A 25885-nucleotide genomic window follows, 5' to 3' on the forward strand; every position below is an offset into this window, starting at 1 on the left:
AAATAAAGAATATCCTTCATTTTTTATACATAATAGTCATATATTATAATGTATAAATAAAAATGGAGGTAGAGAGTATGCCGTCTAGAAAAAGCTATAATAGATTTTTTATAATATTACAAGAAGATCAAAAAGGATATGGACTAGATTCCAATAAAACACCTTCAGGCTACGCTAAGTTAGAGGTAAGAAATGATAAAGCAAAAGCCTCATTTTATGCTCAAAATCTTAAAAAGCAAAAGGGCCCATACTTTATGATTTTAATAGTTCAAGGAAACAATGGTAATGAACTAATAAATCTTGGTCGAATCAATATAGATGATGGCGGAAAAGCTGATGTTAGCAATGAGTTTGATGCCAATAATTTAGTAAATACAAACATAGGTATGAACAAGGTGCAAGGAGCAGCTATTGGTAAGATAAGTGCAGATAAAGTTATGCCTGTAATGGTAGGGTTTATTGGAGGGGAAGAGCTTAAAAACTGGCAGAACTATCCTCTAGCTAAGAGTGATAGTAATACTGTAAAAGAAAGTAATAGTACAACTACACCAGTAAAAGAAACTCCAAAATCAGATAATGGAAATATGAATAAAGTAGTGCCTCAAATTCAAAATACAAATTTAGGGCAGCAAGAAAGTAATGCTGGAATTATACAAAACAACACCAATAATATACAGCAACAAACAGGAATACCACAAAATACAGGAACTGATAATACTCAACAACAAACAGGAATGCCACAAAATATAGGAACTGATAATACAAACATTACTAATACTCCATATGGTGGAATTATTCCTAATATACCTGGAAGTACTTCTACTCCTATTCCTAATATCAATATACCTGGAATCACCCCTACTCCAATGTCTAATACAAGGAGCGATGAAAATTATATAAGTGATGAAGTAGATATTATTGATGTTGAAGAAATTGAACCTTTAGTAAAGAATGATCTAATAAATGAACAATTAGAAAGTAATGATGAAGACTATATTGATGATGAGAATAGAATATTTGAAGAATATGAAAAAGAAATAGAAAGGTTAAAAGATTATAGAAAAAAACACTCTAAAAAGAAGAATAAATATGATGATTGTAAGGTGAAAAAATCATATGATTATGACGATATAGATAAAAAATGTGAAGATTGCAAACCTGAGAAACATAAAAAAAGTGAATGGAATGATAAGGATTATCCAATGGGAACTATGGGTAAATTTTTTAAAGAAGTTATCTATGGCTTAGAAAAGATTGGTAGTAATGAGAATATTAAAAATTGTTTTTGGTACAAAGCTCATGTAAAAAAATTAGAGGATATGTATTGTGTTTATGATTACAATAAATATTCTGTGGTGTTCTACCCTATGATTTGCTATTATCCTTATATATCACGACATGGAAATTTCATGGTTGGATATAAATGTGATGATGAAGGTAATTTAAAATATATTATATATGCAATACCAGGCACAAGAGATTTGGCAGACCAACCATATGAAGGAAAGACTGGTTTCGTAACTTTCATGCCAGATGAAGATAATGATAAAACAGGTCATTGGTTAATGTATTATGATATAAAAGGCAATACTGTGGTTGTACCAGTTAAGAGGTAAGATAATATGTGAATTTAAAACTCCGAATTTTATTCGGAGTTTATTCTATTTTTTGAAAAAGGGACATAGTATATTAATAAAGGGAGGGTAACATATGAAATTAGTAGATGATAATATGAGAAAATTAGGATTAGCAATAATACTAGCAGGGCTTATGATAGTTATATTAGGAGTTGGAAAATATTTTGAAGAAAGTCTAAGAACAGCTACATTAACTCAGAATAGTATGGTTGAATTTAAGCAATATGATATTCTAGATGGTAAAATAAAATATAAGTTGCCTAGTAGCTGGTTAACTACAATAAAAGAGAATAAAGATGATAAAATTGTATACTTAAATGAATTTGTTTCAGATGATGCTAATACTTATGGTTCTATAGAGCTTATAAGTAACAGCGAAGGTGTTAAAGCAACAATAGATAAGTGCATAGCAGATGTAGAGGGTATGGGAATAAAAGACTATAAAAAAGAAAAAGTGAAGATAGATAATATAGAATTAGATTATATTAAGTATGATTTAAAAAGTAGTAAAGAAAATGTAAAAAGAACCTATGAATATTATGTTCCATACGATGATTATGTGGCTAGAATAACATTTATAATTAGTGATAAAAAAGCTAGAGAGAATACACAAGTGGTATTTGAAAATATAGTTAAAACTTTTTCCTTTGAAAAGTAAAAGAGTTATTTGATTTAATGTATAACAACTATTATAATAAAACATATGATAAAGAATGAAAAATTCTAAGAATTTTTCAAGTGGAGGGCAAAGGTGAGAAGAGTAAAAAGTAATTTTATAGTTATATTATTAATAATATCATCATTACTAATTTCCGCTTGTGGTATAAGGGGAAATAGTGATTTTAACTATATGCAAGAAAGGAACATTATGAAGGTTACAATTCAGAGTACTAGAGATAAAAGTTATAAGTTTACTGTTACTGACAAAGATGTAATAAATGATATATATAGTATACTTTCTAGTGCAAGTGTTGTTGAAGAAAAGTCAACTTTAGACCCAGACTATACTCTGGAGATATATGAGAGCCCAACAGAATTTAAGACCTTTAATTATGTAGCTGGACTTGACAAAAAGGATGGGGCAAATCTGTATAATGATGATAATAAGTATATTGTTTCTAAGAGGCTTGATAATGATATCATAAAAAACTTTGCAAATATAAGAAAACCTATCGACTTTGAGTATGTATATTATACTTCTATTTTAAGTTGTATAGATAAGTACGTATCCGCTAATAAAGATGCAGGTAATGTTGGAGTTAATGTATCTAGTGATAATATGGCTGCACGTTTTCAAATATCCACAGAGATTGAGGAATTTAAGAAGAAAGTAAATAAGCTTAAATCAGTAACATTCATGGATACCTCTGTTACCAGAGATGATTTTAATGTAGTTATGAATATAAAAACAGAAGGATATACATCTAAGAAATATAAAGGTATTGTTACATTTGAAAAGACTAAAAATGCTTCCTCTACTAGCTATTATATAAGTAACGTTTATGATCGTGGAGAATGGAAGTTTAGCATAAGTGATGAAAAACCGGAAGATTTCTAAAAGTAAAATAAATATAGTAATTAAAAGGATATAGCATGATGATTGAATGATCGTCATGCTATATCCTTTTTAAATTATTTTATATAGAATTATTAGTATAAGGAGCTAATCTTTTTGTAAGACTATTTAAATTTATAACTGAGCATACAGCTATGCAAATTATACAATCTATAAGAATATAAGTACCATTATATACTAGTGAATATACTGCTGGAGTTAAGTTATATTTAGCAGCATAACTTCCCCAAAAAATTATTCCAGCTATGTAATGGAATGTAAATCGTGCAAAGAAAGCAACTATTATAGCTAAATATTTATTTTTCTTAAAAAATCCTGAAAGTCCAATTGCCATAAAAGGCAGAGTATAGTCAAAAAGAACTTGAATGGGGTGAAGAATATATGTAGGCCCTATAACGAAGTTTAATATACCATACACAAAGCCAGTGAACATTCCTATAGTAGGTCCATAAATTAAAGATATTATAATTATAGGTAGCATACTAGCAAGAGTTGCACTTCCACCTAAAGGAAATTCAAAAAATTTGAAAAATTGAAGAATTACCGACATGGCAACTGCTAAAGCTATATGAGTTGTTAACCTAGAAGTAAACTTGATGTGTTTAACTTTTATAAACACACATAATAGAATTAGGACACCAAGTAAGGTGGCAAGAGTTGTCCAACTAGCTAGAATATTTTTCATATTTTCTAAGATATTCATAAAGAGTCCTCCTTAAATTAAGTAGTGCTAAGGACTAATGTTAAAGCAGAAGTTATACTCTGAAAAAAAGCCATGTTCGTAAGAACACGGCTAAATAACTAAGCATTAACTTAAGCTTATTAATCGCTTCCCTACGCTAGCATTATCTAGGTCAGGTAAAGGGTAATGAAAAATCATTTCTCAGCCGGAGCACCCCTAGCACAATATATTATTTTATATTTTCATAATAGCATACATAGTTTTATAGTTCAATAGAGCCCTATATAAACCGAATAAAAATAGAGACCACGAATTTAAATCGTGTCTCTAAAATGATGAATAATACATATTTCTTTAAAATATATATCTATAATTTTGTAACATTTGCTGCTTGAGGGCCTCTATCCCCACTAACTATTTCAAATTGAACTTTTTGTCCTTCATCAAGGACCTTATAGCCATCTCCCGTTACAGCAGAGAAATGTACAAATACATCTTCATGACCTTCCATAGATATAAATCCAAACCCTTTTTCACTATTAAACCATTTTACTGTTCCTACTTCCATATAATCTCCGTTAAGCAACTTAAATAGTTGCACCCTTTTCAACATACTCAGTTTTGCGGTGCTACTCCTGTTGGTCGTGTACTCGAGGGCATCAAATCTTAATATTATTAAGATAAGCACGGAATCTCCTTTCAAAATATTTGACCATATCTAACTTCTTAGATATTAACTATAGTGTTCTCAATTTGAAACTTTTTATACTATTTTATTATACGTTTAGCAACATAATATCTATTACTATAATAAGCAGAATTTAAATTAGAAACTCTTACGCAATCACCAGGTTGAGGAGCTTGGATAAATAAATCATTACCTTTATAGATTCCTACGTGAGATATATCATTAGGATCATCATCGTTAGTAGTAAAGAAAATTAAATCTCCAGGTTTTAAATCCTTACCATCAACGACGATACCTTGATGTACTTGATAGTATGTAGATCTTTCTAGGCATATTCCTAGTTGCTTGTACACATATTGAACAAGACCAGAACAATCAAAGCCTACAGGGGTAAATCCACCCCAAAGGTATGGAACTCCAAGATATTCTTCAGCTTTAGCAACTATATCTTCTCCAGTATAACTACTTTGTATAAGAGGAGTTTCCTTTACTATGGGATTTGATGATTGATTTTCATCAGCTATGGTTACATAGTCACCGCTAATATATCCATTAGTATTACCTACCTTAACATTATACCAACCATTAGTATAAGAAATTATAGGTAGCTTACTACCATATCTTACTGTAGTAACTATACTATAACTAGTACTAGCACCAGAACGAACATTTAAAGCATCAGCATTAACAATTGCAACTTTACCTTCCACAGTGTGAGAAGGTGGAGTCGTCTCAGGTGGGGTAACGGTACCAGGAGTAGTTTCAGTATTATTATTGTTTGATATAAATTCTGAACTTACAAAGGCCGTACCACTTTTAAATTTAATTTTGTGCCAACCGTTACTAGTAGATAATATTTCAACTTTAGAATTTTTATATAGAGTACCAACTATCTTAGAGCTAGTATTTGCACCAGAACGAACATTTAAAGCATCTGCTTTAACAATGCCTGTAGATATAACGGTATTGTTGTTAGAGGAATTATTGTTTCCGCTACTTGAGTTATTATTACCAGAATTATTTGAAGAAATGGTAATATATTCAGCGCTGACAAAGCCAATAGCATTATTATACTTAATTTTGTGCCAACCATTACTAGTAGATATTATTTGTACTGTAGCATTTTTACGAAGGGAACCAATAATTTTATTACTAGTGCTTGCTCCAGAACGAACATTTAGAGCATCTGCATTAACGATACCATTAGATTTAACGGTACTATCAGAAGAGTTACTATTGTTATTATTAGTATTACCATTACCTGAGTTTGAATTACTTGAAGAAGTATTAATGTACTCAGCACTAACGAAACCAGTAGTATTATTATATTTAATTTTATGCCAACCATTGCTAGTAGATATTATTTGCACTTTGGCATTTTTAGAAAGAGATCCAATAATTCTACTGCTAGTATTACCTGCAGAACGAACATTTAAGGCAGTAGCAGTAACAATTCCAGTTTTAGATGCTTGTACTGTATTAGAATTACTATCTAGCTTTACATATTCTCCAGAAATCCAACCAGTAGTGTTATTATATTTAATTTTATACCATCCATTTGCTATCTCTAGAATTGATACTTTAGTATTATAATTTATTTTACCAATAATGTTACTACTAGTATTATGATTTGATCTTATATTTAATACATCTGCAGTTATAGTTCCTGTAACTGTAGAGTTGTATGAAGAATTCGAAGTTTGAGCTGGATCAGCTATAGCTATAACTTGCATAGAAGTAGCAATGGCTGTACCCGTTGCAAGTGTACATAAAACTTTCAATGCTTTATCATTCATTAATTAACAGTCCTTTCTCAATAATATTTCCCCATAGAATATATTTCATATTATTACTTAAATTATAAGGTAAAAAATGATATATAACAACAAATAACATCAAATACATTTATATTTTTTTAATTGAATAGAACTCTAATCTAGTTTTAAGATTAGAGTTCAAAAATTTTAACTAAATTTACACCTTCTAAAGGTGGGTTTATAGTTAATGTATGAGATTTTATATTCACAGCATTTTTCATAAAAGATATGAAATTTTCTATTCCATGAACAGGAAAATCTATATGTGGAACTTTATAATGCATTGGAATTACTAATTTACTTTGGATTTTATTGCAAAGAGTGGCAGCAATTTCAGGAGCAATGGTAAAATTACTCCCTACTGGGATGAAGAGTATATCTACAGTACCTAATAAATCTAATTCTTCAGCTGTTAGCATATGTCCAAGATCGCCTAAATGACATAGTTTTAAGTTATCCGTTTCTATTAAATAAATTATATTATCACCGCGTTTAGCTCCCTTTATATTGTCATGATAAGATGGAAAGCCTTGAATTTTAATAGAAGAGCTTTCATATGAGCAAGGTGTGTTTATAATAATTGCACCAGGGTTTATTAAATCCGTATAGTTATGATCAAAATGGTCATGACTGATGGTAACTATATCTACAGAACCTTTATAGGGCGTTCCACCTAAACATTTATTAAAAGGATCCATAAGTATCTTTTCTCCATGAGAATTTTCAAGTAGAAAGCAAGAATGTCCAAACCAAGTAATTACCATAGTTAGTACCTCCTAATTAAGTAAAGTTAACTATTTAGTCTATTTTAATTATTAACAGCTTTGCTTAATTTATGCTTTAGTATGTAAAAAGAACATTTTAATTTAATAAGAAGACTACAATAATAAGATGACTACAATAATAAGAGTAGATGCAATTGTAATAGATTAAATAATATTTTAGTATGTTATTAGAAATAAAGCCCTTTACATTAAAATTTTTATATAATATAATAGATGTAAAATTAATTTACAACATAGTACATATAAAAGCTGAGAATAGGACAGTACTCTAAAAGGTAGCTTAAAGAGAGTGGGGGTAGGTGAAAACCCATAGTGAATAATTAGAGGAAGATCACCTAGGAGCTGAGAACTGAAATTTAGTAAGTTTTTCCGTATTTCTGCGTTAAGGAATAGGATATGTTAGTATCCGAAATTATTAACACTGTAGGTGGTATAGCGAAGTAACTTCGTCCTTAGTAGGGCGGAGTTTTAATTTTTATCCATGATATATGAGATTAATTAATTAATGCTATGGATAAAATTAAGGCTAGATACTATTAAATTAATTTTACCTTATAATTACTTAACAATATTTAAATGATTCCATGAGATTAACCAGAAATGGTACAGATAAACTATGTAAGGAGGAAAAATATATGTATAAGAAAATTGATAACTCAAAGTCTTTTATGGACATTGAGAAAGATATGTTAAAGCTTTGGGAAGAAAAAGACGTAATACAAAAGAACTTCGACTTAAATGATGAAGGTGAATATTTTACGTTCTATGATGGTCCACCAACAGCTAATGGTAAACCACACATAGGTCACGTTATAACTAGAGTTATGAAAGATATAATCCCAAGATATAAAGTTATGAAAGGTTATAAGGTTTTAAGAAAAGCTGGATGGGATACTCATGGTCTTCCAGTAGAACTTGAAATTGAAAAGAAACTTGGAATTTCAGGAAAACCTGAGATTGAAAAGTATGGAGTAGAAGAATTTGTTACTCAATGTAAAGATAGTGTATTCTCTTACGTTGAAATGTGGAGAGAAATGTCTGAAAGGCTTGGTTACTGGGTTGACATGGAAAATCCATATGTAACTTATCACAATGATTATATAGAATCAGTATGGTGGGCTTTAAAGCAAATGTGGAATAAGGATTTATTATATAAAGGACACAAAGTAATGCCTTATTGCCCAAGATGTGGAACTACCTTATCATCTCACGAAGTAGCACAGGGATATAAAGATGTAAAGGATAGCTCAGCTTATGTAAAATTTAAACTAAAAGATGAGGACAAATATGTATTAGTATGGACAACAACTCCTTGGACATTACCAAGTAACGTTGCTCTTGCTGTTAATAAATCTTATGATTATGTAGAAGTTTTACATGAAGGTCAATATCTAATTCTTTCAAGAACTCTTTTAAACAAACTTCGAGGCGAATATGAAGTAGTATCTGAATTTAAAGGAGAAACATTGCTTGGAAAAGAATATGAGCAAATGTTTAAGTTCGAAGTGCCTGAAGAAAAAGCATTTTATATAGTTCATGGAGACTTTGTAACATTAACAGATGGTACTGGAATAGTTCATATAGCACCTGCTTATGGAGATGACGATAATCAATTAGGAAAGAAATATGGTCTTCCTATGATTAATCTAGTAGATGGGGAAGGTAACTTTGTTCCAGCAGTAACTCCTTGGGCTGGAATATTTGTAAAAAAAGCAGATGAGAAGATTTTAGCTTATTTAAAAGAAAATAATATTCTTTATAAAAGTGAGAAGTTTACACACTCATATCCACATTGCTGGAGATGCGATACGCCACTTCTTTATTATCCAAGAGAAAGTTGGTTTGTAAGAATGTCTTCAGTAAGGGATCAACTTATTCAAAATAATAATAAAATAAATTGGATGCCTGACAATGTAAAAACAGGTAGAATGGGTAAATTCCTTGAGAATGTAATTGACTGGGGAATTTCTAGAAATAGATATTGGGGTACTCCACTTCCAATTTGGGAATGTGAATGTGGACACAGAGAGTTAATAGGAAGTGTTGAAGAACTTAAGGAAAAAGGTGTAAGTGTACCAGAGGGGATAGAGCTTCATAAGCCATATATTGATAGGGTTAAGGTTACTTGTCCACACTGTCAAAAAGAAATGACAAGGGTTGAAGAAGTTATAGACTGTTGGTTTGACTCAGGTTCAATGCCATTTGCTCAATATCACTATCCTTTTGAAAATAAAGAACTATTTGAAGCAAACTTCCCAGCACAGTTTATTTCTGAAGCTGTAGACCAAACAAGAGGATGGTTCTATACACTTCTTGCTATTTCTACAACTGTGTTTGAGAATAATCCTTTTGAAAATTGTATAGTACTAGGACACGTTTTAGACAAAGATGGACTTAAGATGTCTAAACATAAAGGAAATGTACTTAGTCCATTTACAGTACTTGAAAATGAAGGCGCAGATGCTTTAAGATGGTATTTCTATACTGGTAGTGCACCATGGCTTCCATCAAGATTCTATGAAGAGGCTGTTATAGAAGCTCAAAGAAAATTTATAGGAACTCTATGGAATGTGTATTCATTCTATGTTCTATATGCAGAATTAGACAATTTTAATCCAATAGATTATAAAGATTTTAAATCAGAAAATGTAATGGATAAATGGATGATGTCTAAACTGAATACATTAGTTAAAAATATAGATGAGCATTTAGAAAACTACAGAATAACTCAAGGAGCTAAAGAACTAGAAGATTTTGTAGATGAATTATCTAACTGGTATGTTAGAAGAAACAGAGCAAGATTCTGGGGTGAAGAGCTTACAGAGGATAAGATAGGTGCTTACATGACTTTATATAGAGTACTTGTATCATTCTCTAAAATAGCTGCACCGTTTATACCATTTATAACTGAAGAGTTATATCAAAATCTTGTTGTTGCTTTTGATAAGGATGCAGAAGAGAGTGTTCACCTATGTAAATGGCCAGAATACGTTAAAGCTGATGTAGATGCGGTATTAGAAGATGAAATGGATAAGGCGTATAAGATAGTTAAGCTTGGAAGAAGTGCAAGAAATGGGGCTAATATTAAGAATAGACAGCCACTTGGAAAAATGCTTGTATCTGTAGACTCACTTCCAGAATATTATGGAGACATAGTTAAGGATGAGCTTAATATTAAACAAGTAGAACTAGGATCAGACCTTTCTAAATATGTTAACTTTGAAATAAAACCTAATCTTCCAGTACTAGGAAAGGCTTACGGAAAAATGATTCCAGGAATCAGAAAAGGTATAGCCTCAATGAATCAAATGGATCTTGCACAAAGAGTAAATAATGGTAATGTGGTTACAATAAATGTAGATGGAACTGAAATAGAGTTAAATAAAGAAAATCTACTTGTAACAATGCAGGGCTTAGAAGGATTTGCTTTTGCTGGAGAAGGTGAAATAGGTGTAGTATTAGATACAAATATTTCAGAAGAACTTAGAGAAGAAGGTCACATAAGAGAAGTTCTAAGCAAAATACAAAACATGAGAAAAGAAACAGGATTTGAAGTTTCAGACAAGATAAACTTATACTTTGCTGGAAATGAAGTCTTAGAGAATGTAATAAGAAAGTTTGAAAATCAAATAAAGAAAGATACATTAGCATTAACCGTAGCCTATAATAGTGATAAGGCTATAAATGAAGTTAAAATTAATGGTGAAAAGTTATTGTTACATGTAGAAAGAGTTTAGTAATAATATGTTAAATTAAAATATTAAGTAGTTTAGATGGAGTTAATATGATAATAGATTGCTCCATCTAAACTTTATAATTATACTTTACTTTATAGTATAAATAAGGTATATATGTATTAAAAAATATGCAGAATAATAAGAGAGGTGATATATAGTGGCAGCGTCAATTAAAGATGTAGCAAAAGAAGCAAATGTTTCTATTGCAACAGTTTCAAGAGTACTAAATGATATAGATGTAGTTAATCAAGAGACAAAGCAAAGAGTTCTAGATGCAATAGACAAGTTAGATTATAGACCAAATATTTTAGCAAGAAGCTTAAAGACTCAAAGGTCAAGCACAATTGGTATAATAATACCAGATATATCAAATTCCCTTTACCCTGAGATTGTAAGAGGGGCAGAGGACTTAGCAAGTATTTATAATTATAATATAATGTTATGTAATACTGATCTAGACAAGAGTAGAGAAAAAGAAAGTTTTAATATATTAAGAGAGAAGATGGTAGACGGTATAATATATATGGGAGACCGTCTAGATAAAGAGATAAAGGCAGCTATAAAATCTGTTGGCACTCCTGTAGTATCAATAGGTGCTATGGATGATGAAGGGGATGTTCCTAGTGTAGGTATAGATAGTTATACTGCTGCCTATGATGCTGTAAATTATTTATTCTCAAAAAATAATAAAAACATAGCATATATAGGATACATTAAAGAGAATGCTACTGAATATAAAAAGATGTATCATGGCTATAAAGACGCCATGGATGAAGAGAATTGTTTCAATGAAAAACTAGTTTATCTTGGAAGTTTAAAATATGAGGACGGCTTTGAAGGAATCACTCATATTATAAAAGATAATAAGGTTGATGCAGTTTTATGTGGAAGTGATCAATCAGCTCTTGGAGTTATAAATGCTTTAAGAGAAAAAGGAATTAGGGTACCAGAAGATATAAATGTTATAGGCTTTGATAATATAGCATTATCAGGAGTATTTTATCCTAAGCTTACTACAGTTTCTCGTCCCCTATACGATATGGGCTCTGTGGGAATGAGACTTCTTATAAAGCTTGTAAATAAAATTCCAGTTGAAGAGACTTATTATAGATTACCATATAACATAGTTGAAAGAGATTCTTGTAAGAAATAAATAGAATTAAATATAAAATAATTTAAACAATAAAAAAGTGGATTTTAAAATCCACTTTTTTATTGTTTATCTATCTAAGGATACTTTCCCCATAAGTTTATTAGCCTTATTATCAGATACATTTTTTATAGATGAACTTTTACCTTCTTTAATAAAGGTTCCCTTAGTGGTCATAGGATCTGAAAAGACTCCAGCACCATTTATACATCCACCATTACACATCATTCCTTCAATAAAATTACCTTGTAGTTTATTTGTTTTTGCCATGTTTAAAGCTTTTTTTATTTCTGTAGAACCTGAAACTTTTACTGGTTTAAATTCTATATTAATATTTTCTGTGCCAACATAATTTTCTATAGCAGCAGTAAGTCCACCAGCCATACCAAAGCCCCTACCTAAAGTTGAGCCATCTTCAAGGGTCTCTTCACTGCAGTTTTCAGGATTGGTATTGAAAGCATCTAATATAGCACAAAGCTCTTCAAAGGTTAGCACGTAGTCAATAACTCCAGCTACATCCGGTCTTTTAGCTTCAGCTTTCTTAGCTGTACATGGACCGATAAATACTATTTTAGCATCAGGAGTTTCATTTTTTATAGCACGTCCCATTGCAATCATTGGAGATACCGTATTGGAGATGTGAGAAACCTCAGTAGGAAACTTTTTCTCAATGTAGCTAAAGAAGCCTGGACAACAAGAATTAGTCATATAATTTTGTCCATTTTCCATTCTCTCTACAAATTCATTAGCTTCGTGCATTGTTACCATATCTGCACCACAAGATGCTTCAAACACATCAGAAAATCCAATAGCTTTCAATGAAGATTTAATTTGACCTATTGAAACATTATTGCCCATTTGACCTGAAATTGATGGGGCAACGATTGCAATCATGTTGTGCTTTTTCTGATATAATTTTTTAGATACAGGAGCTACAAGACTTTTATCAGATATAGCACCAAAAGGACAAGCTGTCATACAAGCTCCACATTGAATACAGTCATCTTCATTAATAATAGCACGTCTAGTGATTTCATCTACCTTGAGAGCTCCAGTTGGACATGAAGTTTTACAAGGACGACGAACTTCGGATATAGCATTGTAAGGGCAAATTTTCTTACAAAGTCCACATTCTTTACATAACTCTTGATTTATATATGATTTACCACCTACAGTCATCATGGCATTAGCAGGACATACTTCCTTACATTTATGAGTAATACAACCTCTACAAGCCTCTGTAACTGTATATTTGTCTATGGGGCATCTATCACAAGCAGCCTCTATGACGTACATAATTTGTTCGTTATTTTTAATATCAATAAGATCACTATATTCATCCCCTATAGGCATATATCCAGCAGCCAGTTTAGCTCTTTGATTTACTATGGCACGCTCTTTGAAAATACAGCATCTATATGCAGGAGTATCTTTATCAACTATAAATTTATGAATATTGAATATTTCTTTGGTATTTAGATTATCATTAATAGATAAAAGGACAATTTGTTTTAGAACCTCATGCTTAATCTTTTTTAACGATGTATCAAAAGTAAACAATAAAATCCCTCCTAATTTCATAACATTGTTAATTTTTTAACCAAAACTAATTATAGCATCATTTAATTTTTATGCAATAGGTTAAGCATTGAAAAATAAAATTTGGTAAAAATATAATAGTGATGATAAATATATTTGAAATTAGGGTCACATAGTTATATACTAATAAAGGTTTAATTATTGGTTAAAAAATTAAGTATTTATACCCATGAAATTTATTTTATTTAAAATAGAAATAAATGAAATAAATATAATAATAAAAACATAGAATTAATAAAGAAGATATTTTAACGTGGTATTAAAAGGATTATAATAAAATTTTATGATGAAGAAAATATTTTAACTATAAGAAGACTGAGAGAAGGAGGAGATTATAATGAGTAATAAAATTAATCTTATATGGAAAAGTGAAGAGAACAATAGTTTTGTAATAGGGGAGATTTTAAATAGTGACCATAGATACTACTTTAGATATAATCTAGAAGAAGTGAAAAGGGCTATGGAAGAAGGATTTAATCTATTAGAAGGATTCCCAAGAGTAAATTCAAAATATTTTAGTGAAGAACCATTTAAATTATTTACTAATTGGATTGAAGAAGATCAGAAAGTTAATGATTTAACTTTTGATATGTTTAAAGGATTTGCTTATGGGCAATTCAGATTTGAAGAGAATAATAAATATAGTAATGAAGAAATAGCATAAAGGAAAGAGCAAAATATATTTATTATGTTTTGCTCTTTGTTTAAATGAAACAAGTCAATATAGGAAAATTATGATGTAACTTGTAAATATATGATATAATAATAGTATTATACTGATAATTTATCGATATTTGGAGGAAGTTGATATGATAAGATGTTGGACAAAGATATTAGGTTGTTTATTTATATTGTTAACATTCAATATAATGAGTGCATATGGAATAGATATGGACTATATTTGTGGTATAGATAGGTATGAAACAGCATCTATTATTGCATCTAAAATGCAATATTCTTCTGTTATTTTAGTTAATGGAAATTCATTAGCAGACGGACTTTCTGCTAGTGGGTTAAGTGGTGCAGTAAACTCTCCAATCTTACTGACTCAATCCAATAGCCTACCAGAAGTAACGCTTAACAGGCTGAAAAAAGCAAGTACTGTATACATTGTAGGTGGAAAGGGCGTAATTTCCTCCAATATAGAGTCAAAGATAACCGAGATGGGTAAAAAGGCTATAAGGATTGGTGGAAAAGATAGATATGATACATCTATTTTAATAGCAAATAAAATTGAAGAAATAAATGATATAGAAGAAATATATTATGTAAATGGAATTAATGGAGAAGCTGATGCTATGAGTATAGCACCAGTAGCAGCAAGGAAAGGTAATCCTGTAATCTTAACAGATGGTAATTCAACTAAGTATAGAAAAAATGTACAAGCTTACTCTATAGGTGGTACTGGAGTTATGAGCGCTAATTTTAATAGTTTTTCTACTAGAGTTGATGGAATAGATAGATTTGATACTAATAGGAATGTTATTAATCAATTTTTCCACGATAAAAGTCATGTTAATTTAAGCAAGTCCCATGTATTAGTTGATGCATTAACAGCTTCAGTATTAAAGGAACCTGTAGTTTTAGTTTCGGATGATTCGGATAAGAGTATAATTGCAGGTGCTAACAGTGCTACTGTTTTAGGAAATATAAGTGATATTGCTATAAGTCGTGCTAAGAGTTATTTATACGGAGATAAAGTGGTATTCTATGTGCAACATCAAGATGATGAAACTATTTTTGGGGGAAGCACTGTAATAGATGCTATAAAGTCTGTAGGAAGTAACAATGTTTATATGGTTCTAGTTACAGATGGAAGTGGATCTAACGTATTTAATTACGAAAGATACAAGGGTCTTACACATGAGCAGAAGGTAAATTTAAGATACAATGAATTTAAAGCAGCAATAGGTAGCTTAGGGGTAAAATTAGAAAATGTAGTATTTCTAAATCAACCAGAAGATAAAATAAATAACGAACTTTTAAAAGATACTGTATTGTATTTTGAAAATACCTTTAAAAATGTAACACACATTACCCATAGTTATAAATATGAAACCCATCTGCAACACATAGCTACAGGAAATACAGTTAACAGTTTGTATGTAAATGGACTTATAAAAGATTGTAGATTTTTAGCTAGAGAGGATAAAATCTCAGGAATTTCAAGACATCAATTAATAGAAAGTGTTGCAGATAATAATGAAGAAAAGAAAAAAGTTCTTAATGCATGTAGTGAGTATAAATTAGATAATAAAGATATGATAAGAGAAGGGATAGGTTATAAATCGGTAAGTAAATTATTTATAAGATTAACATCTAATCCAAAAGTACCGTCATATATTCATGAATCTGGGATATAGTTAAGAATTGGCTTAAGATAGTTAGTCTTAGGTCAATTTTTATATTGTTAATAAAGTTAATAAATCTTATTTATTAAAAGTTATAAAATAATACATTATATTGATTATATTATATATATTGTAGTAAAATACTAAGTATGTAAAATTGTTTTAAGGAATTAGATAAACACATTACTTATAATTCTTGATTAAAATATAATTTTATATATTCATATAAAATAGGAAATTAGGTGGTAGATAATATGAAGAAATTTTTTAAGAAGTATAAATTAAATAAAGGTGAGATCTTAGCAATGATTATGTTAACTTTATTCTTAATTAGCGCGTATTTACTTTATGTACTTCAAGAAGCTAAGGAAATACCATTTATTTATAATCAGTTCTAGTAGGAGGAAGTTATGAAAAAATCATTTATTATAGTTATACCAATAATAGTAGCAATAATATTTATTTCTATATTTAATTTAATAGTAAACAGAGAAATTGAACAATTAAAAAGTAGTAAAGATTTAGCAACCATTAAGCATGCTTATGGTGGAGATATTAAGAAAAATGGAGTTGAATTTAGAGATATATCTTTAGAAAACAATGATTTAATGCTATTGGGATCATCAGAATTAAACAATCCTGTTCCACAAAATCCTGTTAACTTATTTCCGTTTAATGATAGTAAATATGACATAAGTATATTTGGAAGTGCACATGTTCAAGATCTTCAACATGCAATTATGCTAGGTGGAGGTGACAATTATAATAATTCTAAGGTAGCATTGGTAGCTTCGCTACAATGGTTTTGGAATAAGGATGGCATAGGTAGTGAAAAATTTATTCCATTATTTTCTGATTTGCAATTCTATCAGTTTCTAAATAATCCTAAAATATCAAAGGAAAATAAAACATATTTAGCAAAGAGAGTTGCTACTTTGTTAAAAGACTCTGATATATATCAAGAGGAGAGAGTCTATGCAGAATTATTTATAGGAGAAACTTTCATTGATAAAGTAAAATATAATTGTCTTCTACCTTATTTTAAAACAAAACAGAAGTTACTTGAAACTAGAGATAAGATTGCTCTTTTAAAAGAGATGAAATCACTACCAGACAAATCTAATGTTAATACTGTAAAATCAATAGACTTTAAGGAGCAGTATAAAATTGCTGAGAGCCAGGGTATGGAGAAGGTTTCTAATAATATGTTTAATGCATCTGATGAATATTACAATAAATATTTAAAAGATAAAGAGTCTAGTCTTAAAAATGCATATAAAGATATAGATATTTTAGATTCAGCAGAATTTGAAGATTTTAAGTTTCTACTAAGTGTATGTAAGGATTTAGGCATTAAACCATATATAATTTTAATGAATGTAAATGGTTGGTATTATGATTATACAGGAATTTTAGAGGAGGAAAGAACACAGTTTTATAATAAATTAGAAAGTATAGCTAAAGATAATAATTTTGATGTATTAAACTTACAAAAGCATGAATATGAAAAGTATTATTTAACTGATGTAATGCATTTAGGATGGAAAGGCTGGCTAAATGTATCAGAAGAAATGAGTAATCATTTTAAAGATTAATATAAAGGTGGTAACAAAAGTGAATTTATTACTTAAAATAAGAGAGTATTCAATAGATAAAAAAATGGCAGTTATTTGCGATGAAGAAAAACTTACATATGAAGAGCTAGACAAGCTTTCTGATGAATTTGCAGCATACATGATAGAAAAGTATAGAGATGATAAGTCACCTATTGTTATTTACGGTAATAAGGATAATCTTATACTAGTATTAATTGTAGGAGCATTGAAATCTGGTAGAGCATATGTTCCTTTGGATGTAACGTTTCCTATAGAAAGAGTTAATCAGGTAATAAACGAGGTGAATCCTAAAGTTATAGTAAATTTTACAAATAGTCTTATAGATAATGATAATGTTTTTAGTAAAGAAGAAATGTTAACAGAAATAAAAAGATATAAGGGAGCTATAGTATCTCCGGATAATTGGCTAAAAGAAAATGAGAATGCCTATATATTATTTACATCAGGTAGTACAGGCTTACCAAAAGGAGTGCAGATAACTAAAAATAATATAGACTCTTTTACAAATTGGTTTGAAAAATTTCTTAAAATAAATAAAGAGAATGATGTGATTATGAATCAAGTATCTTATTCATTTGATGTATCAGTAATACCAATTTATTTAGGGTTGATTTGTGGTAAAACATTATTTAGCTTATCAAAAGATACACTAGAGGACTTTAAACGATTATTTAATGCTTTAAAGACTTCAAACATAAAGATATGGGTTTCTACACCTGCATTGGCTGAAATATGTATTAAAGACAGTAATTTTAATAAGGAATTAATGCCTAAACTAAACACATTCGTATTTGCTGGAGAGGTATTATCTAAGAAGCTAGTAAGAGAACTTATGTTAAGATTTCCTGGAGCTAGGATAATAAATGGATATGGTCCAACTGAGGGAACAGTATTATTATCAGCAGTTGATGTAAATGAAGAAATGATTGAAGATAGTAGAGAAATACCAATAGGATATCCAATGGAGGGTGCTATTCTTAAAATTGTAGATGAAAATGGTAATACTGTGACAGAAGGAGAAAAAGGAGAATTACTAGCTATTGGAAATAGCATAAGTAAGGGATATTTTAAGAATGAGGAAATTACTAAAAAGGTATTTTTCAACGAAGATATAGAAGGTAAACTACTTAGAGGTTATAGAACTGGAGATTTAGCTTACTATGATGGTAATATGATTTATTATTGCGGAAGAAAGGATTTCCAAATAAAACTAAATGGATTTAGAATAGAGCTTGAAGACATAGAAAATAATTTAAGAAGAGTAAATATTGTTAATAACTGTGCAGTATTTCCTATATATAAGGATGACAAGATATCTCATGTAATGGGTGCAGTTACATTAAATGAAGATAACGGATTAAGTAATCTTAGAAACTCTATATTAATAAAAGATGAATTAAAGCAGTATATACCATCTTATATGATTCCGAGAAATATTAAGATAATAAAACAATTCCCTATAAATACTAATGGGAAAATAGATAGAAAAAGACTTATGGAGGAAATAAAATGATAAAGTTAACACAGTATGGAGATTATTTCTATCTGTATATACTATTATTATCACTTATTCCAGCTATAGTCTTGGGTATAAAGGGCAAGAATATAAAACCCTATGGTATATTATTATCCATATTTATGGTAGGAGTGATTATAGGAGTAAAGTCAGTAGGAATTGTATTATTTATAATGTTTTTACTAGGAGAAATCATATTAATCAATTCATACTTAGAGATACGGGATAGAACAGATAATAAATTTATATATTACTTAGTACTATTTTTATCAATGTTACCAATAATAATAACAAAGGTATCAGTTAAATCAATCTATGGGCCTATAGGATTTATTGGATTATCTTATTTGAACTTTAAGGCTATACAGATAATTATAGAGATATATGATGGGACTATAAAAGGAATTAAGTTTTCTACTTTAGTATATTTTATTATATTTTTCCCAACATTAAGTTCAGGTCCCATTGATAGGTATAGAAGGTTTGAAGAAAATATAAATACTAAAATAGAGAAAGAGGATTATATAAATAATTACTTATTTGAAGGATTGAAAAGAATAATTAGGGGAGTAGGATATAAGTTTGTAATAGCGTATATTATAAATACTCTATGGATGAGTAAAATTCCAACGGATATAACATTCTTAAATAGTTTGAACTATATGTATGCTTATAGTTTATATTTATTCTTTGATTTTGCGGGATATAGCTCTTTCGCAGTGGGTACAAGCTATATTATTGGTATTAAAACACCAGAGAATTTTGACAAACCATTTCTTAGTAAGGATATGAAGGAGTTTTGGACAAGATGGCATATATCTCTTTCAAGGTGGTTTGGAGATTATCTATACTCTAGAATTCTTTTAAACTCTATGAGAAAGAAAAGATTTAAAGATAGATTTAGGGCATCTCATTTTGCTCAAATGATAACTATGCTTATAATGGGAGTTTGGCATGGATTAGAAGTATTCTATATAATATATGGAATATATCAAGGTAGTGTTTTGGTACTTACAGATATATTACAAAGAAAATCTAAGTTTTATAAAAAATATAAAAAAGAGAAATGGTTTCAAAGAGTTCAGGTTTTAATTAATTTCCATGTAGCTTCTTTTGGATTATTGTTATTCTCAGGGTACTTATTTACTCATAAATAAAGATAAAAATTTAATAATATTGATAAATATATAATATATAGAATGTATAATAAAATTAGATAAATTAAGTTTTAGGAGGAAAATTAAATGAAAGAAAAGGTATTAGACATATTTGAAGAAGTAACTGGAACTGATGAAATAAGAGAGGATTTAGACTTAGATTTATTTGAGGCTGGATTATTAGATTCATTAGGAATTATAGAAGTGTTACTAAAAATAGAAGAGGTATTTGGTATTAAGCTTCAACCAACAGATTTAGAAAGAAAAGATATGGCTACTACTAATAATTTGAGTGCATTTCTAAGTAGTAGAGTTTAATATAAAATATCAACATAAATATAAAGGTTTTATAAGTAGAGAATGTTAATGTATATTAAAATATCTTAGCATTCTCTATTTATATAAATAGAGATGAGTTTTATTTTTATAGAACATAATTGTGAAATAGGATATAATATATCTGTTAGATAGGAATAAGAAATAGAGTGCATAATAGGTTATATATGGATTTGTATCAAAGCTTATGATTCATAAGACAATATAAATCAATTAAAAGAAAAAAAGGAAGTGTAATTTATGAATTATATATCGGAAAAAGCCACCATTGGTACCAATGTTAAGGTAGGAAAATTTACAGTTATTGAAGATAACGTTACTATAGGAGATAACTGCATTATTGGTCATAATGTAGTTATTCATGAGGATACTATAATAAAAGATAATGTTAGGATAGATGATAATACTGTTATAGGTAAAACTCCGATGAGGGGAATAAACAGTATATTTAAAGATGAAGAGAAGTTACCAAACTGCACCATAGGAGAAGGGTGTTTAATCGGTGCTACTACTATAATTTATAGAGGAGCAATCATAGGAGATAAAACATTAATTGCAGACATGGCAACTATAAGAGAAAATGTAACTATAGGAGAAAAAACAGTTATAGGAAGAGGCTCAACTGTAGAAAACTTCTGCGTTGTGGGATCAAATTGTAAGATTCAAACTAATGTATATTTAACTGCATATTCTACTGTGGAGGATTATGTATTTATAGCACCTTGTGTTGTAACTTCGAATGATAATTATGCAGCCCGTTCAAAGGAGAGATTTGGAAAGTTCAAAGGTATTACAATTAAAAATGGTGGTAGACTTGGAGCTGGAGCAGTAGTACTTCCAGGTAAGATTGTAGAAGAGGAAGGATTTGCAGCAGCGGGGTCTTTAGTTACAAAGGATGTACCAGCTAGAAAAGTAGTAGTTGGAAGTCCAGCAAAAGTTTTAAGAGATGTACCAGGGGATCAACTTCTAGAGAATCAGTAGGTTTAAAAATTATGAGTAATTTAAATTTAAAATTAAGTGGTATAAAAAAGAATTCTTTACTTGGAAAGTTTATATCTTTCTCTGTAGGGAATTGGCTAGTATTAATCATAGGACTTATATCATCTCCAATTATAACTAGGATAATAGACCCTGTGGAATATGGTAAGTTTGGAATGTTCAATTTATATGCTAGTATACTTATGTTAATTATAACCTGTGGATTAGACCAATCTTATGTAAGATTTTTTTATGAAGAGGATGAAGTAAATAGAAATAAATTATTATTTGAAAGTATAAAGATTCCTTTTTTATTAAATATATTAATATCAATTATAATAATTATATTTAAAATTCCTATATCAAAGTATATAATATCTGAATATAATCCAAATTTTATAATATTACTTATATTAAATATAACTTTAGCTTCTATAAGCAGATTTTCACTTTTGACAGTAAGAATGAAGCAAAAGGGAAGACTATATTCTATGCTACAGGTAATGCAAAAACTTAGTTATCTTATGTCTATAGCATTGTTCTTTATGATATATAATAATAGTTTCTTAACTCTTGCTTATGCAACCTTGATTTCTAATGTTGTAGTAGCAGGTATATCTATATTTACTGAGAGAGATAGTTGGAACTTTAAGAACATTAAAGATAAAAAACTTAAAAATTCCCAATTAGATATCTTAAAATACGGAATACCATTAATTTTTACAGTATTGGTTACATGGTTATTCCAATCTGCTGATAAGATGGCAATAAAAGCTTTTTACGGTGATTATGAAGTTGGAATATATAGCTCAGCTAATAGTATAATAGCCATATTAAACATATTACAGACATCATTTGCAACCTTTTGGATACCAGTGGCTTTTGAAAAGTACGAAAAAGCTCCAGAGGATACAAAGTTTTTTTCAAATATCAATGATATAGTTAGTTTTTTTATGTTTGGAGTGGGAATCGGTCTAATATTGTTTAAAGATGTAATTGTATTGCTTTTAGGATATAAGTATAGATCTGCATCTTACATAATGCCATTTTTAGTATTTATGCCTGTATTATACACAATGTCAGAGGTATCAGTAGGAGGTATAAATTTTAAAAAGAAACCTAAATATCACATAATAATAGCTTCAATAGCTTGTCTATTTAACGTTATAGGAAATAGTATTTTGGTACCAATGTTAGGAGTTAAGGGGGCTGGTATTTCTACAGGAATTGCATATATAGTATTTTATTATGCAAGAACTTTAATATCTAGAAGACTTTATAAGGTAGATTATAGTATAGGGAGAACCTCAAAATCTATATTAGCTATATCAATTCTTGCTTTACATTCAAGTTTTATGGAATTTTCTATTATTACAGTAATTATTGGCGTTATAGTTATATTAATAGTTTTATTCTTATATAGAAATACTATTAAAAGTATGAAAGATATGATATTTAAAGACAAAAAAATAAAAGTATAGGAACGTAAAATATATAATAGGGAGGGGTATAATTGAATTATAGAGATAAATATAATTTATGGGTTAATTCACCTGAAATTGATGATGAAACTAGAGCAGAATTAAAAAACATTATTGATGAAACTGAACTAGAAGATAGATTTTATAAAGATCTAGAGTTTGGAACAGGAGGATTAAGAGGAATAATTGGAGCAGGGAGTAATAGGTTAAATATATATACTGTAGGAAAGGCAACACAAGGATTTGCTAATTATTTAAACGATAAATATACTTCTCCAAAGGTTGCAATAGCGTATGATTCTCGTCATATGTCTAAGGAGTTTTCAGAGTATGCTGCCAGGGTTTTAGCTGGTAATGGAATAAAAGTATATTTATATGATAGGCTTACTCCTACCCCTATGCTTTCTTATGCTGTAAGAGAGTTAAACTGTCAAGGTGGTATAGTATTAACAGCTTCACATAATCCTAAAGAGTATAATGGATATAAAGTCTATGGTGATGATGGATGTCAAGTTACAGATGAATCAGCTAATGAAATTATAACCTTTGTAAATAATATTGATTCCTTTGCTCAGGTTACAGTAATGGATACTAAGGAAGCAGTTGAAAAAAAAATAGTTAACTATATAGGGGAAGAAATATATACTTCATATATAGAAAGAGTTAAGGAGCTTACCATAAGAAAAGAGCTAGTAAAAAATCATGGTAAGGATCTCAAAATAATATATACTCCTATTCATGGTACTGGCAATATTCCTGTAAGAAGAGTACTAGATGAACTGTATTATAAGAATGTAGCAGTAGTTAAGGAACAAGAACTACCAGATGGAGCTTTCCCAACAGCACCATATCCAAATCCAGAGGATAGTAAAGTATTTAAGCTAGCTTTAGAAATGGCAAGGGATTTTGATCCTGATATAATTCTTGGTACAGACCCTGATTGCGATAGAATAGGGGCTGTGGTGAAGGATAATAAAGGAGAGTATAGAGTTCTTACGGGTAATCAAGTAGGAGTATTATTAACTAATTATATAGTATCATCCTTAAGAGAAACAAGAAATTTAGATTCTAAAGGCACTATAATTAAAACTATAGTTTCCACAGATATGATAAAACCTATATGCAAGAAATTTCACGTTCAGATTAAGGAAGTTCTAACAGGGTTTAAGTATATAGGAGAGCTTATTGGAAACTTTGAAAAAGCTCCATGTAATAATAAATTCTTATTAGGATTTGAAGAAAGTTATGGATATTTAGCAGGGGATTTCGTTAGAGATAAGGATGCAGTTATAGCAGCAGCTTTAATATGTGAAATGACTCTTTATTATAAATCCATAGGTAAGACTTTATATGAAGGATTAATAGAACTATATGAAAGTTATGGATATTATAAAGAAAAGTTAATATCCATAGAGCTAAAAGGTAAGGATGGTCAAGAAAAAATTAAAGAGATAATTGAGTATTTCAGAAGTGAGAATATAAGAAGTTTTGGAGATTATGAAATATCTGTTAAGGAAGACTATAAACTAAGTTATAGGATTAATGTTGAAGATTCTAGTAAAGAAGTTATAAATTTACCAAAGTCAAATGTTATTAAATTCATCTTCTACAATGGATGCTATTTTGTAGTAAGACCATCAGGAACAGAACCTAAGATGAAAATATACTTAGGTGTAACTGGGGAGAACAATGAAGTTTCAGATAGGAATTTATTAAAATTAGAAGATGCTGTTTTAAATAGTATAAAAGAGTTTTTACCACAATAAAAGCAAGAGCTACATGGAATTTAATCCATGTAGCTCTTATTAATTAGAAGATGTTTCTGGCTTTATATCTTCATATATATATTTTTGTATTTGTTCTTTTGTAATTTCTTCATCAAAGGTAGTATAATATATATTGTTTATTTTATCACCTTTACTATGTTCTGCAAGTGGGAATCTTAGTTGTTCTATATCAGTGATTCCAGAGGTTAATACCTTAGTTCCCAGACTTAAAACTTCAGAAGTTGAAAGACTAGTTTGAACATGAGGTAATATATCATTAACCATCGAAGGTAATTTAAGAATGCCTACAGTAGATACTTTGTTAAATATTTCTGTAAGTAACATTCTTTGTCTTTCAGTTCTACTATCATCGCCACCACTATTTTTTCTTATTCTAGAGTATGCTAAGGCTTGAGTTCCATTTACATGTTGTCTACCAGAAGTTGAAATTACTCCGTTTAAATCCCCTAGTTCAGAATCTTCTACAGTAATATCTATGCCACCTAAAGTATCTATAATATCTTTAAGGTTGTTAAAATTAACTTTTGCATAGTCTGTAATATCTAAACCAAAGGTTTTATTAATAGTTTTTATAGCAAGTTCCTCTTGACCATAAGCATAAGCGTGGTTTAATTTATCATATCCATGACCTTCTATATTAACATAACTATCTCTTGATATAGAGGTTAACTTTAATTTTTTATGAAGAGAATCAACAGTAGCAATTATTATTGCATCTGAACGTCCAATATCTCCCTCAGTTTGGTCAATACCAAATAAAACTATATTTTTAATTTTAGAGGATGTATTCTTAGATTTTTCTATTCCTAAGTCTGAATCATCTAAACCAACATTGTTTAATTTACCAACCATAGATAGTAAATAGCTACCTAAAGCTGATAAGGAAAATATTAAGATCGTTGCTATTATAATAAGTACCTTTTTGCCAGTGGTTAATCCTTTAGATTTTTTTTTAGACTTTATTTTTTTATCTTTATTCATAAATTTTCCTC

General features: G+C 29.4%; 21 protein-coding genes, 1 riboswitch and 1 other annotated feature. Of the genes, 15 read left to right on the forward strand and 6 right to left on the reverse strand.

Translation table 11 applies throughout. The annotated features are described in order from the left end of the window. Nucleotides 1-77: 77 nt before the first annotated feature. The 3 genes from B3B03_RS12780 (at nt 78) to B3B03_RS12790 (ending at nt 3195) form a co-directional block, all read left to right on the forward strand. Nucleotides 78-1616, forward strand: a complete 1539-nt coding sequence (locus B3B03_RS12780; protein ID WP_346877500.1) for a hypothetical protein — start codon at nt 78-80, stop codon at nt 1614-1616. A 94-nt stretch (nt 1617-1710) separates the two neighbouring features. Continuing rightward, a complete protein-coding gene (locus B3B03_RS12785; protein ID WP_346846951.1) occupies nt 1711-2295 on the forward strand; it encodes a hypothetical protein in 585 nt (194 codons plus the stop codon). Between the two features lie 93 nt (nt 2296-2388). Next, complete coding sequence (locus tag B3B03_RS12790; RefSeq protein ID WP_346846952.1) at nt 2389-3195, forward strand: hypothetical protein; 807 nt, start codon at nt 2389-2391, stop codon at nt 3193-3195. Nucleotides 3196-3274: 79 nt separating this feature from the next. Here B3B03_RS12790 and thiT read toward each other — a convergent pair whose 3' ends face one another. The 4 genes from thiT to B3B03_RS12810 all read right to left on the reverse strand — a co-directional run bounded on the left by thiT (nt 3275) and on the right by B3B03_RS12810 (nt 7164). Further along, nucleotides 3275-3916: an energy-coupled thiamine transporter ThiT gene (gene thiT, locus B3B03_RS12795; RefSeq protein ID WP_346846953.1), complete on the reverse strand. Its 642-nt coding sequence runs from the start codon at nt 3914-3916 to the stop codon at nt 3275-3277. Between the two features lie 111 nt (nt 3917-4027). Further along, a riboswitch (TPP riboswitch) is annotated at nt 4028-4123 on the reverse strand. A 139-nt stretch (nt 4124-4262) separates the two neighbouring features. Further along, complete coding sequence (locus tag B3B03_RS12800) at nt 4263-4463, reverse strand: cold-shock protein (protein ID WP_346847425.1); 201 nt, start codon at nt 4461-4463, stop codon at nt 4263-4265. Between the two features lie 200 nt (nt 4464-4663). Continuing rightward, nucleotides 4664-6379 (reverse strand): SH3 domain-containing protein, encoded by a 1716-nt coding sequence (locus B3B03_RS12805; protein WP_346877501.1) that lies wholly within the window; start codon nt 6377-6379, stop codon nt 4664-4666. 152 nt (nt 6380-6531) lie between these two features. Further along, on the reverse strand, nt 6532-7164 hold the full coding sequence (locus tag B3B03_RS12810; RefSeq protein ID WP_346877502.1) for an MBL fold metallo-hydrolase: 633 nt from the start codon (nt 7162-7164) through the stop codon (nt 6532-6534). Nucleotides 7165-7427: 263 nt separating this feature from the next. After that, nucleotides 7428-7642 (forward strand) — a binding site (T-box leader). Nucleotides 7643-7820: 178 nt separating this feature from the next. Here B3B03_RS12810 and ileS point away from each other — a divergent pair. Beyond that, on the forward strand, nt 7821-10922 hold the full coding sequence (ileS, locus tag B3B03_RS12815) for an isoleucine--tRNA ligase (protein ID WP_346877503.1): 3102 nt from the start codon (nt 7821-7823) through the stop codon (nt 10920-10922). Between the two features lie 157 nt (nt 10923-11079). Beyond that, entirely contained in the window at nt 11080-12075 is a 996-nt protein-coding gene (locus B3B03_RS12820) for a LacI family DNA-binding transcriptional regulator (protein ID WP_035130868.1), read from the forward strand. Between the two features lie 66 nt (nt 12076-12141). Here B3B03_RS12820 and B3B03_RS12825 read toward each other — a convergent pair whose 3' ends face one another. Further along, entirely contained in the window at nt 12142-13632 is a 1491-nt protein-coding gene (locus tag B3B03_RS12825) for a 4Fe-4S dicluster domain-containing protein (protein WP_346877504.1), read from the reverse strand. A 376-nt stretch (nt 13633-14008) separates the two neighbouring features. Between B3B03_RS12825 and B3B03_RS12830 the strand changes: the two genes are divergently transcribed. The 10 genes from B3B03_RS12830 to B3B03_RS12875 all read left to right on the forward strand — a co-directional run bounded on the left by B3B03_RS12830 (nt 14009) and on the right by B3B03_RS12875 (nt 24872). Continuing rightward, the gene (locus B3B03_RS12830) at nt 14009-14335 is read left to right on the forward strand and encodes a hypothetical protein (RefSeq protein ID WP_346846958.1); all 327 of its coding nucleotides are present in this window, start codon (nt 14009-14011) and stop codon (nt 14333-14335) included. 145 nt (nt 14336-14480) lie between these two features. Beyond that, a complete protein-coding gene (locus B3B03_RS12835; RefSeq protein WP_346877505.1) occupies nt 14481-16034 on the forward strand; it encodes a cell wall-binding repeat-containing protein in 1554 nt (517 codons plus the stop codon). 242 nt (nt 16035-16276) lie between these two features. Continuing rightward, entirely contained in the window at nt 16277-16420 is a 144-nt protein-coding gene (locus B3B03_RS12840) for a hypothetical protein (RefSeq protein WP_346846960.1), read from the forward strand. Nucleotides 16421-16432: 12 nt separating this feature from the next. Beyond that, nucleotides 16433-17617 (forward strand): D-alanyl-lipoteichoic acid biosynthesis protein DltD, encoded by a 1185-nt coding sequence (dltD, locus tag B3B03_RS12845; RefSeq protein ID WP_346846961.1) that lies wholly within the window; start codon nt 16433-16435, stop codon nt 17615-17617. A 19-nt stretch (nt 17618-17636) separates the two neighbouring features. Further along, nucleotides 17637-19151: a D-alanine--poly(phosphoribitol) ligase subunit DltA gene (gene dltA, locus B3B03_RS12850; protein ID WP_346877506.1), complete on the forward strand. Its 1515-nt coding sequence runs from the start codon at nt 17637-17639 to the stop codon at nt 19149-19151. Further along, on the forward strand, nt 19151-20311 hold the full coding sequence (dltB, locus tag B3B03_RS12855; RefSeq protein WP_346877733.1) for a D-alanyl-lipoteichoic acid biosynthesis protein DltB: 1161 nt from the start codon (nt 19151-19153) through the stop codon (nt 20309-20311). Before dltA ends, dltB begins: the two co-directional genes overlap by 1 nt. 87 nt (nt 20312-20398) lie before the next feature. After that, nucleotides 20399-20629: a D-alanine--poly(phosphoribitol) ligase subunit DltC gene (dltC, locus tag B3B03_RS12860; RefSeq protein WP_346846963.1), complete on the forward strand. Its 231-nt coding sequence runs from the start codon at nt 20399-20401 to the stop codon at nt 20627-20629. 258 nt (nt 20630-20887) lie between these two features. After that, nucleotides 20888-21628, forward strand: coding sequence for an N-acetyltransferase (locus B3B03_RS12865; RefSeq protein WP_346846964.1), 741 nt, complete (start codon nt 20888-20890; stop codon nt 21626-21628). Between the two features lie 11 nt (nt 21629-21639). Continuing rightward, the gene (locus tag B3B03_RS12870; protein WP_346877507.1) at nt 21640-23106 is read left to right on the forward strand and encodes a lipopolysaccharide biosynthesis protein; all 1467 of its coding nucleotides are present in this window, start codon (nt 21640-21642) and stop codon (nt 23104-23106) included. A 32-nt stretch (nt 23107-23138) separates the two neighbouring features. Next, entirely contained in the window at nt 23139-24872 is a 1734-nt protein-coding gene (locus B3B03_RS12875; protein WP_346877508.1) for a phospho-sugar mutase, read from the forward strand. Nucleotides 24873-24911: 39 nt separating this feature from the next. Here the strand turns inward: B3B03_RS12875 and B3B03_RS12880 are convergent, their stop codons facing one another. Continuing rightward, nucleotides 24912-25874, reverse strand: coding sequence for an LCP family protein (locus tag B3B03_RS12880; protein ID WP_346877509.1), 963 nt, complete (start codon nt 25872-25874; stop codon nt 24912-24914). Between the last annotated feature and the right edge of the window lie 11 nt (nt 25875-25885).

Origin of the sequence: Clostridium sp. UBA5712 (assembly GCF_002419845.1) — a bacterium.
In the GTDB taxonomy this organism is placed as follows: domain Bacteria; phylum Bacillota; class Clostridia; order Clostridiales; family Clostridiaceae; genus Clostridium_J; species Clostridium_J sulfidigenes.